The sequence below is a fragment of the Sphingopyxis sp. Geo48 genome (genome assembly GCF_949769155.1).
Lineage (GTDB): Bacteria > Pseudomonadota > Alphaproteobacteria > Sphingomonadales > Sphingomonadaceae > Sphingopyxis.
The window spans coordinates 281048-293746 of the sequence record NZ_CATKPA010000004.1 but is presented as its reverse complement, the minus strand read 5'-3'; the positions used below and the strand labels follow the sequence as shown (position 1 = coordinate 293746).

Below are 12699 nucleotides of genomic sequence, written 5' to 3'. Positions count from 1 at the left end.
GTCAAGAATGGCTTGGCGCACTGCTGGCAGTGTGGGTTGCGGCGGCGGGCCAAGGACTCTTTTTTTTCCGTCCCGCCTGAGCGATCCGGCGGCTTTGGAGGTAGGCATAGGCCATCATGGTCATTAAAGCGTGGCGGTGGAGTCCGGTCCAGGACCGGCCCTCGAAGTGATCCAGGCCGAGCTCTTCCTTGAGTTGCTGATGAGCTTGCTCGCATATCCAGCGCGCTTTGATTGCGCCGGCCAGGTCCTTGACCGGGGTGCCGGCGGGCAGGTTCGAGAGATAGCATTTGCGTTCGCCGTTCGAGCGATGCTCGCCCACCAGCCAGGCTTCCTCCCCCGGCATGTGCTGGGCTCCGGCGGAGCCGATCCGCTGGGGAGCTCCGTCGGCGATGCGCACACGCACGGCGGCAAAGCGTGCGGCTAGGCGTCCCTTCGTTCCCTTGCGCCAACTAACCTGACGCCACTTCGCGGCTTCGAGCATGGTGTGTGCGGCCCGGGATTTGACGTCCGGCACGTGCCGCACCCGGGGCCGCCCGCGACCAGCGACCGGAAAGATCAGTTGCACGTCGGCCGGGTAGATCTTCTGGTGCCGGGGGGATGCCGACGGCCCAGCACAGGCCGCGCTCGCTCAGTGCCTGCCGGAACGGAGCGGACAACCCATAACCGGCATCGGCCAGCACGCAGCCGAAGCGCACCCCGGCCGCGATAACGCGATCGATCTCCTCGATCGCGATCTCTGGCTTCGTGCGATATTCCTGCAAGGAAGCAGGCACGCCGGCCTTGTCCATCCGCCCAACATCGCTCGTCCAGCTTTCCGGTAGGAACAAACGCAAGCTCAGCATGAGTGGAACTTCGCCGGAGGCCAACGTCACTGACACCAGCGTCTGGCAGTTCGCGTTCTTGCCCAGCGCCGTGGCGTATTGGGGTGCGACACCCACTGACGCCTTGCCCTTCTTCGGCAGGGCGGTGTCGTCGATGATCAGCCAAGCGTCGTCACCGCCAACCAGTTCGTCCGCCTGGCTCCACAAGGTCGCTTCCAGCGGGGCGCTGTCCCACAGGCCGGCACCGATGAAATGATGCAGCCGGTCATAAGCGACCGCGTCCGACCGGGCCGCCATGGGCTGAATGCTCTTGCGATCACCCGGCCCAATCAGGCCGGCGATATAGGCCGGACACATCCGACGTCCTGTCTTGTTCCCCAGCCCCTCCAAATACGGGCCAAGCCACCGCTCCAAGCCACCGCTCCAAGTCTGCCTGCCAGTTCTCGCCCATCGCCAGCCTCCGTCAAAGCTGGCTCTCCATGAATCACGCATTCGACGTCAGGGGAATCCCCAAAATCACATTTCTGCCAAAGTAGTGCTAGGCAGATCGGCGATATTCCGCTGGTGTAATGCCTAACACCTTTCTGAATGTTCTGTTCATATGGCTTTGATCGGAGAAACCGCAATCAGCCGCAATCGCTTTCAAAGGCAGATCCCGTTTGAGAAGCAATGCCTTTGCTTTCTTAATTTTTCGTTGAATTACGAATGCATGTGGTGTCACGCCGAATTCGAGCTTGAACCTTCGGGAAAAATGAAACGGGCTTAATCCCGCGATCGATGCCAAATCCTCGAGATGAATTCGATCGCCTAGCGATTCCTCGATGTACTCTGAAACCACCTTCCGCAAATTTGATCCTAAAGTACCAATATGAGTTTCCTTTATTGCAATATCAGCATAGTTTCTGATCAGGTGGACTGCAAGTTGCGTTCGTAATGCATCAATGAAGAGGCACTCGCCTACTCCAAAACCACTGTATTCCTGTTCAAGCATATTTAGACAGAATTGGATCATATTATCCGTCGTACAAACACGGTCTGCAATATCGATGCTCGCGAGGTCCCGGTCAAATATTTGGGCAGCGGTTTCGCTGATCGCACTATGGCCAAGATAGATATGCCTGACGTTGATCGCATCGTCCCATTGCCACGTCGATTGTTCACCCCGTGTGAGCAGGGAAATGGAGCCCGGCCGAAGTTTCTCGGTTTGCCAAGGGCCATTGCAACGACGGCGCATGCTGGTATCGGCGTCTTGATAGACCACGATCATATAATCCCGCATCGGCGGAATCTCGACTTCGAGGCCAGCGTAACGATAACCCATTAATGTTAATCCGCGCCAGCCTTGTGCAGTGCTGTCGATCGTTTTGCGTCCAGGAATCCATTTCGTGATATCTTCTGGCGGAATTAGATCATTCATGGCTCACCCCCCAACCCAGAGCGCATGGTGATTGGAAAAATCTCAGTCGAGATCGGCCATTTCAAACCTGGCCAGTTTCGTTCTCTCCTGCACCAAACACTATGGCTTGCTCTTCCATCTGTGCAATTTGAGCTTCGCTGTACCCAGATTCAAGCAGAATGCACCGGCTGTCCTGCCCGAAGCTTGGCGGTGCACTGCGGATAGACCCGGGCGTCCGGCCGAACAGTGCCGGAATTCCCGTGCCGCTGTAATTGCCCATCTTCACCACCATGTTTCGGTGAATGGTATGGGGATGCGCCAGCGCCTCGCTCACGTTGCGCACAACGCCTGTCGGCACGCCGGCATTCAGCAGCATATGTTCGAGAGTTTCGGCCTCAAGCTCGGCAAGGCATTGCGTCAGCAACTCGCCAAGTTCCCTGCGATGCGCGATTCTTGCGGCATTATCGACGAAGCGGGCGTCCACGGCAATATCCGGGCGTTTCAAAACTGCACAAAGTTTGGCGAACTGGCCATTGTTGCCAACGGCAAGATAGATCTTTCCGGTGCGCGTCTCAAACATGTCATAAGGCACGATGTTCGGATGTCCGTTGCCCGTTGCTACCGGAATTTTGCCTGACATCAGGGCGTTGGCGGCCTGAGGATGCAGCATGCTGATCGCACAGTCGTAGAGCGGAACCTCGATTTTCTGGCCAAGCCCCGATCTGCCGCGCTCGATCAATGCGGCAAGGATTGCATTGCAGGCAATAAGGCCGGTCCCGATATCAACCACCGGAGTGCCCATACGGACCGGCCCGTTTCCGGGGTCGCCGTTGATGCTCATCAATCCGGTCATTGCTTGGACCACCGCGTCATAACCCGGATGTCCGCCCAGGGGACCGTCAGCGCCGAAGCCCGTCACATGACAAAGGACAAGCTTCGGGAACAGCGCTTGAAGCACTTGATCGTAGCCCAGCCCCCATTTTTCCAAAGTCCCGCTCTTGAAGTTGTGGACCAGCACATCCGCGCTCTCCAGCAGCTTGAGCACGACCGTGCGTCCTTCGGGCTTGCCAACGTCGATGCCGATCGATCGCTTGTTGCGATTTGCGCCCGAAAAATAGGCGCTGAGACCATCCTTGAATGGAGGGCCCCATCCTCGCGTCTCGTCTCCTTGAGGTGGTTCGATCTTGATGATGTCGGCGCCGTAGTCGGCGAGAACTTGCGTGCAGTATGGTCCGCCGAGAACACGGCTGAGGTCAACGACACGGATTCCTGTGAGGGGACCCGAGGTCATAGCACGTTTTCGTATAGTGACACGACATCATCATAAGACATGTCGCAAGGATTGTTGGCTATCAGGCGAGTAAGTCCCGTGGTGACTTCGCGCGCCATCGCCGGAACGGCATCGGCAGAAATGCCCAGCTGCGATAGCCGCGTTTCCAGACCGCTCGCTGCGAACATTTCCTCCATTGCCGAAATGAGACTATTGGCAGCCTCCGCGTTGCTTGCAAAGGTCCGATTCGGCAAGAATACCTTGGCAAGATGCGCGTATTCAGCTTCTGCGACTACCAGATTGAAGCGCATCACTGGTGCAGCAACCAGAGCATTGCCATGTCCATGCGGCACGTGAAAATGGCTTCCCAGCGGGTACGATAGTGCATGGATCGAACCCACGCTGGCGTTGATGAATGCCATGCCTGCAAGGGTTGCGCCCAGCAACATTGCTTCGCGTGCGGCTAGATCCGATGGGGTGTCGAGGACGCGCGGCAAGTTTTGCCCCAGGAGCGAAAGGGCCTTGTCTGCCAGACCGTCGGAAATCAAATTCTTGCGAGTCCTGCTCGTCGAAGCCTCGATGGCGTGGACCATGGCATCGAGTGCGGTCGCTGCCGTGATCTTGCGAGGCATGCCGAGTGTAAGCGCTGCGTCCAGCAGCGCAATGTCTGGAAGCAGTTGCGGCGCGTAAACAGCCAGCTTTTCCTGTTTGGCACTGGTCAAGACGGAAACCGACGTCACTTCCGAGCCAGTGCCGGCGGTTGTGGGAATCTGGATGAGTGGAAGCCTTTGGCCGATTGCTTTGCCGACACCAATCATGCCGTCGATAGTCTGGCCGCTCGCCGCTGCCAGCGCGACCACCTTGGCCGTATCGAGGGAGCTTCCTCCACCTAGGCCGATAATTGCGTCGGCTCCGAACGATTTGGCGAATCCAACAGCTTCCGAGACGATTGCCATGGGCGGATCTGCTGCTACGCGGTCAAAAATCTCGACCGCGATGCCTGCCGCACCGAGGCTGGACATGGCCTGTTCGGAAAATCCACAAGCCACAATGCCAGGATCGGTGACGAGCAGGACTCGGCTGCCTCCCAGCTCGCAGACGAGGTCACCGACTTGGGACAGCGATCCCGCTTTGCAAATAATGCGCGGACAAGACAGGAAGTTGAGGTCCATAAGTTTCTCCGGTGAGGAAGTTGCTCCGATCAGAAGGCGGCTTCCTTGATCATGTTTCGGGCGATTATCAGTTGTTGAATTTGGGTGGTGCCTTCGTAGATACGGAACAGGCGCACATCGCGGTAGAACCGCTCCACCGGGTATTCAGACATATAGCCCGCGCCGCCATGAATCTGGACTGCGCGATCCGCGACCCGGCCGACCATCTCGCTGGCGAACATCTTGCAGCACGCCGCGTCGGTTGACACGTCCTGGCCCGCGTCGCGCCGACGAGCGGTTTCCTCGATCATGCATCGTGCGGCAAAAGCCTCGGCCTTGCTGTCAGCCAGCATGGCCTGAATAAGCTGCTTTTCGGCTAGGGGTTCACCGAACTGCTTACGCTCCAGGGCGTAAGCGAGGCTTTCCTTGATCAGCCGCTCGGCGGCCCCGACGCATATAGCTGATATGTGTAAGCGGCCGCGATCAAGGACCTTCATCGCTGTCCGAAACCCTTTGTTTTCGAATTCAGGCCCGCCGATGATCGACGATTCATGCACACGCACATCCTGGAAGATCACATCGCAGGTCTGCGATCCCTTCTGTCCCATCTTGCGATCGCGTGCACCGAACGAGATACCAGGGGTAGTCCCGTCCACGAGGAAGGCGGTGACCCCGGAGGAACCTTTGGTTCCCGGCTTGGTACGGGCGAACACCGTAAATAACCCTGCCAGCGGAGCGTTGGTAATATAGCGCTTGGTGCCATTTATCACAAAGTGCTCGCTGTCCCGCTTCGCGGATGTGGAAAGTGAGCCAGCGTCGGAGCCAGCATCGGGCTCTGTCAGGGCAAAGGATGAAATCAATTCGCCCGTGGCTAGGCGAGGCAGGTAGTGCTCCCTTTGCTCAGGCGTGCCGTCAATGATGATACCCTGCGATCCAATGCCGTTGTTCGTGCCGAACAGAGATCGGAATGCGGGAGATGCTTGACCAAGAATAAATGCCGCCTTTACCTCTTCGGACATGGTCAGGCCGAGGCCACCAAACGCCTCGGGTATCGACATGCCGAAAAGACCCATGTTCCGGATTTCCTCGGCAAGAGCCTGGGGAATTGCATCATTCTCGGCCACCTCGGTTTCGCACGGAATGAGCCGCTCGCGAACAAAGCGATCCAGCGTGTCCAGGAACTGTGAAAGAGTTTCGTTGTCCATTGACATGAAATGGGCTTCCTAAAGGCTCAGGGCGAAATGGCGCTGACGTTGCGGACAAGTTCAATCAGCCGGGCAGCAATGTCGGTTTCGATCCAGTCGCGAGTCAGATGAGATGCCGCCCCGCCGCAATTGAAGGCCAGAACGGGCGCACCGTTTGCAGGGATGAAGGGCACGGCAACGGAGTTCACATCCGCCTTCCATTCGCCGATCGAGAGGCAGTATCCGTGTTTGGCGTAGGTCTCGAGAGCATCATTTATCCCTCTCTCGATTGCCGGCCATGCCTGACCCTCGTGGTGGCGGATGTCCTCGATAATTTCAGATCTGCGCTCTTCGGATATCCCCGCCAGAAAGGCGCGGCCCACGGCCGTGGTCGCCAGTTTGATATGGGCTCCCACGTCGATCGCGAGCGTGATCGGGTTCGAGCCGCGGCAACGCTCCAAGTATATCATCGTCAGGCGATCCCTGCCTGCCAGCGCAACAGGCATGCCCGAATAGTCTGCAAGTTCCTGCATGTACGGCTTGGCCAGATCTATGACCGGCAATCCGGCAAGGCATGAGAATCCCAGCGAAAGTACCGGCGGGGCGAGGCGGTATCGGGCTGTTTCCGGGTCGAAGCTGAGGTAGCCAAGGCGGTGCAGCGTATAAGTCAATCTCGATATGGTCGATTTGCTCAAGCCGGTCCGAGCGGCAAAATCGCCGTTGCCCAGCGCCTCACCCTCCCTGCGGAAAGCGCGCAAGACCTCGAGTCCACGCGCCAGGGCAACCACGAAATCGCGGTCCGTACCTTCCTGTTTTGAAAGCTCCTTGCGCGGTCGCACCGCAATACTCCTCTCACCCCGGCCGTTGCCGACTTGAAATGTCTCTACACTGGTAGTAAGAGGTTTGTCAATATTGCGGAATATATTTCCGCAGAGCGGAATAAAATCGGGTTTGTCCAGTTCCGCGTGGTTGCCAAAACTCGACGGTGAAGAGGATTGTTATGACTCAACATGACTATGCAGACATCGCACTGTTCATCGCAGGCACGTGGATCGGCCCGGAAGAGCGCGAAACCCAGCCCGTCATCAACCCGGCGACCGCCCAGCAGATCGGGCTTATCGCGAAAGCGACGCCCGATGATCTCGAGGCTTCGGTGAGATCGGCCCGCGTGGCATTCGAAGGGTGGCGGCAGCTTTCGCCGCTTGATCGCAGCGCCATACTGCGCAGGTTTGCCAATCTGCTTCGTGAGAACGAACAGGCAATTGCAGCCGCCATTACCCTCGACGAGGGAAAGCCATTGGCCGAAGCGATTGTTGAAGTGCGTTCTTCGGCCGATCATATCGATTGGCACGCCGAAGAAGGGCGTCGCATCTACGGTCGCATAATCCCATCGCGATCCCCTGCTGTACAGCAGCAGGTTCTGCGGGAACCGGTGGGCGTCTGCCTGGCAATCACGCCATGGAACTTCCCTTTGAGCCAGGCAGTGCGAAAGGTTGCCGCAGCATTGGCCTGCGGTTGCACAATGATCCTGAAAGGCCCTGCGGAAGCCCCGTCTGCGTGTATGGCCATCGCCCGCTATCTGCAGGAAGCGGGATTGCCTGATGGATGCCTCAATCTCGTCTGGGGCAATGCCGCAATGATTTCAGAAACATTGGTGGCCCATCCCGATGTTCGCAAGATCACCTTCACCGGATCGGTCGAAGTCGGCAAGAGCCTTGCCGAACTCGCTGGTCGTCACATGAAGCGCGCCACGATGGAACTTGGCGGTCATGCGCCTGTCCTGATTTTCGATGATGCAGACGCCGAGGCGACCGCAAGGGTGCTGGCCGGCAACAAGCTGCGCAACGCAGGACAGGTCTGCATATCGCCGACCAGGTTCTTTGTGCAGGCGAGCGTTCACAAACGCTTTGTCGCAGCTCTGGTTGATGCCTTTGCGACGGTCAAAGTGGGTGACGGCCTTGAGCCCGATATCCAGATGGGGCCAGTGTGTCACGCCCGGCGGATTGCCGAAATGGAACGCCTGGTCGACGACGCGCGCGCCGGTGGAGCCGCCATCCTTGCCGGCGGCACACGACAGGGGAATGCGGGCTATTTCTTCGCACCGACTATCGTCGATACTGCGGACGATCGTATCGCGCTGATGCGGGATGAACCTTTTGGCCCCATCGCCGTGGTTTCGCGCTTTGACGACATGAGCGATGCCATCGATCGGGCAAACGCATTGCCGTTCGGCCTGGCGTCCTATGTCTTCACCAACTCGCTTGAACGCGCGGACCGCGCTGCGGCATGCCTGCAGGCCGGCATGGTCAGCATCAATCATTTTGGACTGGCCTTGCCCGAAACCCCGTTCGGAGGGGTCCGTGACAGTGGATATGGCACCGAAGGCGGCAGCGAGACTTTCGATGGCTACCTCAACACGAAATTCGTTTCGCGTTTCGCAGGAGTTTGTGCGTGAGCGATGGGCAACTGGTGCGGATCGAGTGGCGAAATCGTGTTGCGCTTCTGACCATCGACAATCCTCCGCTCAACCTCCTGAAGGCTGCGGTACGTGCCGCCCTGCTTGCGGCGATACGCACGGCCGCCGCCAGCGATCCCGAGCGAATTGTCATAACCGGGGCAGGCAAGGCGTTCGTGGCCGGGGCCGATGCCCGGGAATTTGGCGATGCTCCGATAGAGCCGCATTTGAACGACGTGCTGCGGGAGATCGCGCAACTCTCCGTGCCGACCATCGCTGCGATCAATGGGAGCGCGCTTGGCGGAGGCCTCGAGATTGCGCTGGCCTGCCGGTGCAGGGTTGCCGCACCTTCGGCCCGGCTGGGCCTGCCCGAAGTGACGCTCGGGGTAGTGCCGGGCGCTGGTGGAACGCAGCGTCTGCCCCGTATTGTGGGCATCCCCCACGCGCTCGACATGATTGTGCACGGAAGGCTGCTGTCGGCACGGGAGGCGCATGATATCGGACTTGTCGATAGTGTTGCATCCGATCCCGTCGCCGCCGCTCTCGGCATGGACCGGAATCAACTCGATACCATGCTGGTCGCCGACCGGCGTCCCGCGCCAGCGGCACATCCAGATGCGGTGTCGGCCATTGCCAGGGATGCTGCCCGCCGCGCCCGAGGGCAGAAGGCCCCCGAGCGCGCGCTGGAACTGGTGGCCGGGAGTACCGACTGGGACCTTGATGTCGGGATGAATCGCGAGCGGGAGGCCTTCCTCGAACTTCGCGGATCCGATCAGGCCAAGGCATTGCGCCACATCTTCTTCGCCGAGCGCGCCGCTTCAACCCGGTCATGTTACCCAAGACCAGACCGTCCGATCGAACGGGCGATTGTCGTAGGCGGGGGGAATATGGGCGCGAGCATAGCCTACGCCCTTGCCCGAGCCTCAATCACGGTGACCTTGGTCGAGATGGATGCCCAGCGGGCAGCAGATGCCCGGCGGCGATTCTCGGGGCTGGTCGAACAAGGCACAAAGAAGGGGGTCCTGACCGAGAAAGAGGCTAACAGTATCAGCAGTTTGACGAACGTGGTGGTGGGGCTCGAAAATCTCGGGGCGGCTGACATCGCCATCGAAGCCGTGTTCGAGAATTTCGCTGTCAAAAAGGCTATCTTTGCAGCCCTTGGTGACAATCTGCCGCCTTCGACAATTCTCGCAACGAATACCTCGTACCTGGATGTCGATCTTCTGGCGGAAAGTGTTCCCGAGCCCGCGCGCTTCCTGGGATTGCACTTCTTCAGTCCTGCGCACGTGATGAAACTGCTCGAGATCGTGCGTGGTGGCAGAACGGCTCCGGAAACTCTTGGCGTGGGCATCGCGCTCGCCAGGATGCTAGGCAAAGTGCCGGTCGTGGCCGGTGTGTGCGATGGCTTCATCGGAAACCGGATACTGACCCGATATCGCCAAACGGCGGACATCCTTCTTGCCGAGGGCGCAACACCGTCGAGCATCGATGCGGCAATGCGGGGATTCGGCATGGCCATGGGCCCCTATGAAGCCCAGGACATGTCGGGTCTCGATATTGCATATGCCAATCGCCAGCGACAACGCCTGGACGGCCGCGCCGACGCAAGAATGCTTCCCATACTCGAGTGCCTGGTCGAAGAGCATGGTAGACTTGGCCGTAAATCGATGGCTGGCTGGTATGATTACGATGACGCGGGTCGGCTCCGGCCGTCCGCCTTGGTCGAAGACCTCATCGTGGCGATCTCGGCGAAAGAAGGCTTTGCCCGTCGGACTTTGAGTGAGGCGCAGATTGTCGATCGAATTATCACGTCCATGATCGTCGAAGCCTGCCTTATTCTTGAAGAAGGAATCGCCGCCTCGACACAGGACATCGATCTGGTCTTGGTTCATGGCTACGGATTCCCTCGCTGGCGAGGGGGACTGATGTATCACGCGGACACATTGACTCCGGCTTGCGTGGTTGCAAGGATCACCGAGTTTTCGTCCGCCGACCCTCTGGGCTGGAGAGTCCCTTCACTGATCACGAACCTGGTTCGCGACGCCAGGTCGTTCGCGGATGCCTGAACTTGAAGATAGGTCTGAAGACATGGCTGATGTGTTCATCTGCGATTTCATCCGCACGCCGATCGGCCGCCACGGCGGGGCCCTTGCCAGGGTACGCGCCGACGATCTGGCCGCTGTTCCGATCAGATCCCTGATCGAGCGAAATCGGTCGATCGACCTGGTCGAGATCGATGAGGTCCTGCTTGGCTGCGCAAATCAGGCAGGCGAGGACAACCGAAACGTGGCCCGCATGGCTGCCCTGCTCGCGGGCCTACCCGAGGAAGTTCCCGGCCTGACCCTGAATCGCCTTTGCGCCTCAGGTCTTGAGGCGGTTATCACTGGTGCCCGGTCGATACGGTGCGGTGAACTCCAGCTTGTGATCGCTGGCGGCGTGGAGAGCATGAGTCGAGCCCCGTTTGTTCAGCTAAAAGCCGAAACCGCGTTCTCACGCGCTGTCGCCATGGAGGATACGACCATTGGATGGCGATTCGTCAATCCGGCGATGCAGACGAGCTATGGCGTCGACTCGATGCCCGAGACCGCCGAAAACGTCGCGATGGAGTATTCGATCGGGCGGACCGATCAGGATGCCTTTGCCCTGCGGTCGCAGGCCAAGGCTGCCAGAGCAGGCAGCAACGGACGATTGGCGCGGGAAATCGTGGCGGTCAGCGCCCCAGTGAAGCGGGGGCAAGCCGCGATAATTGACGCTGACGAGCATCCGAAACCGAACACGACCATAGATGACCTCGCTCGACTACGACCAATCGTGCGTACCGACGGGACCGTCACGGCAGGAAACGCATCCGGGGTGAACGATGGTGCCGCAGCATTGCTGCTGGCGTCGAAGGAAGCTGTTCGTCGATATGGGCTGACACCCCTTGCCCGAGTGGTGACCGCTGCGGCAGCTGGGGTTCCTCCCCGGATCATGGGTATCGGTCCGGTTCCGGCGATCAGAAAGATACTCGCTCGGCAATCGCTGACGATGGGCGACATCGGCGTGATCGAACTGAACGAAGCCTTTGCCAGCCAGGCGCTGGCCTGCACGCGGTCGTTGGGTCTGGATGATGAAGATCATCGCGTAAATCCCAACGGCGGAGCGATCGCGCTCGGTCATCCGCTGGGCATGTCCGGGGCACGGATTACGGGCAGCGCAGCGATTGAACTTGCTCAAGGGACCGGGCGCTACGCCATTGTGTCTATGTGCGTGGGCGTCGGACAAGGAAGCGCGCTGCTGCTGGAGCGGGTCTAGGAGACCTGCCTCTGGGTGGCCGCAAAAAACGACAACGGAACGCGCAGTAAAATTCAAGACCTGAAGCCAAGCACGACATAGCTTCTCCACTGGATCAGCTCTCGGCCGCCCGAAGTTTCGGACAACGATCGATTGGGGCGTTCAAAAAAAGATGGATGGAGAGGCCAAATGGCGGACAATCGGGAAGCAGATTTCCTGCGCGAATTGTACGAGGATTGGAGCAGCCGGATGGCCGCCAATCCCGCAATGTCGATTGCCGATTTGCGCAGTATGTTCGACGAGTGGGGCAAACCAGCACGTGAACCCGAGGGCGTAAGCTACAAATCAGATGAAGTCGGCGGAGTCCCGGGAATATGGGCATTTCCGCAAGACGCCGATTCCGCGCGCGTCATTCTCTACACCCACGGCGGAGGTTTCGCCGTGGGATCGGCAGATAGTCATCGCAAGCTCGCAGGGCATCTTGCCAGCGCTCTGGGCGTAACTGCGTTCATTCCCGATTACCGGCGGTCCCCCGAATTTCCGTTCCCTGCCCAGATCGAAGACGGGATCGCCGCATATCTCGGTTTGATCGAAAGAGGTTTCCACCCTGGATTCATAACGACTGCGGGGGACAGTGCGGGCGGCAATCTCGCCATTGCCATTGCGTTTCGGCTCCGTGAGCTGGGCCGGCAACTTCCGGGCAGCATCATAGCTTTTTCTCCCTGGCTGGACATGGCGCTGCGTGGCGCGACACTCGAAGCCAACGCGGCGACGGACGCTCTTGTCGGGCGCCAGATACTCGAGGGCATGATCTCGATGTTTCTTGGCGGCACTGCGGACCCGCTGGATCCGCTGGCCAATCCACTCGAGAATGACTTTCAGGGCTTCCCGCCGCTTTATATCAATGCCGGTGGAGCCGAGGCATTGCTGAGCGATGCCGAGTCGTTGAGCGAAAAAGCTCGCAACGCAGGCGTTTCCGTCACCCTCTCGGTCGTCCCCGGAATGCAGCATGTCTTTCCGGCCCTTGCCGGGCGCGCGCATGAGGCGGACGACGAATTGCTCAGGATCTCAGCGTGGTATCGCGCACTTTGACCGCCGGAAAAACGCATCTTGCAACAATGGTTTGCGCGGAAATCCCGCGCTGGAGGT

The 12699-nt window shown here is 59.3% G+C and carries 9 protein-coding genes and 1 pseudogene; 4 read left to right on the top strand and 6 right to left on the bottom strand.

The features are described 5' to 3' along the window. Nucleotide 1: 1 nt before the first annotated feature. The 6 genes and pseudogenes from QOL79_RS15515 to QOL79_RS15490 all read right to left on the bottom strand — a co-directional run bounded on the left by QOL79_RS15515 (nt 2) and on the right by QOL79_RS15490 (nt 6661). Nucleotides 2-1313 (bottom strand): annotated as a pseudogene (locus tag QOL79_RS15515) (IS701 family transposase). Nucleotides 1314-1359: 46 nt separating this feature from the next. Next, nucleotides 1360-2238 (bottom strand): helix-turn-helix domain-containing protein, encoded by an 879-nt coding sequence (locus QOL79_RS15510; RefSeq protein WP_081663831.1) that lies wholly within the window; start codon nt 2236-2238, stop codon nt 1360-1362. 61 nt (nt 2239-2299) lie between these two features. Further along, on the bottom strand, nt 2300-3508 hold the full coding sequence (locus tag QOL79_RS15505; RefSeq protein ID WP_051170537.1) for a CaiB/BaiF CoA transferase family protein: 1209 nt from the start codon (nt 3506-3508) through the stop codon (nt 2300-2302). Beyond that, a complete protein-coding gene (locus QOL79_RS15500; protein ID WP_029995528.1) occupies nt 3505-4659 on the bottom strand; it encodes an iron-containing alcohol dehydrogenase in 1155 nt (384 codons plus the stop codon). The genes QOL79_RS15505 and QOL79_RS15500 overlap by 4 nt, the downstream gene beginning before the upstream one ends. A gap of 29 nt (nt 4660-4688) precedes the next feature. Then, nucleotides 4689-5849 carry an acyl-CoA dehydrogenase family protein gene (locus tag QOL79_RS15495; RefSeq protein WP_029995529.1) on the bottom strand — a complete coding sequence of 387 codons (1161 nt, stop codon included), beginning with the start codon at nt 5847-5849 and terminating at the stop codon, nt 4689-4691. Between the two features lie 20 nt (nt 5850-5869). Beyond that, entirely contained in the window at nt 5870-6661 is a 792-nt protein-coding gene (locus QOL79_RS15490; protein WP_029995530.1) for an IclR family transcriptional regulator, read from the bottom strand. 161 nt (nt 6662-6822) lie between these two features. Here QOL79_RS15490 and QOL79_RS15485 point away from each other — a divergent pair, with 161 nt between their 5' ends. From QOL79_RS15485 to QOL79_RS15470, 4 genes are all read left to right on the top strand, one after another. Further along, nucleotides 6823-8277, top strand: coding sequence for an NAD-dependent succinate-semialdehyde dehydrogenase (locus QOL79_RS15485; protein WP_029995531.1), 1455 nt, complete (start codon nt 6823-6825; stop codon nt 8275-8277). Continuing rightward, nucleotides 8274-10343, top strand: coding sequence for an FAD-dependent oxidoreductase (locus QOL79_RS15480; protein ID WP_223806615.1), 2070 nt, complete (start codon nt 8274-8276; stop codon nt 10341-10343). Before QOL79_RS15485 ends, QOL79_RS15480 begins: the two co-directional genes overlap by 4 nt. A gap of 22 nt (nt 10344-10365) precedes the next feature. Further along, entirely contained in the window at nt 10366-11571 is a 1206-nt protein-coding gene (gene pcaF / locus QOL79_RS15475; protein WP_029995533.1) for a 3-oxoadipyl-CoA thiolase, read from the top strand. 168 nt (nt 11572-11739) lie between these two features. After that, on the top strand, nt 11740-12642 hold the full coding sequence (locus QOL79_RS15470; protein WP_029995534.1) for an alpha/beta hydrolase: 903 nt from the start codon (nt 11740-11742) through the stop codon (nt 12640-12642). The last annotated feature ends 57 nt before the right edge of the window (nt 12643-12699 follow it).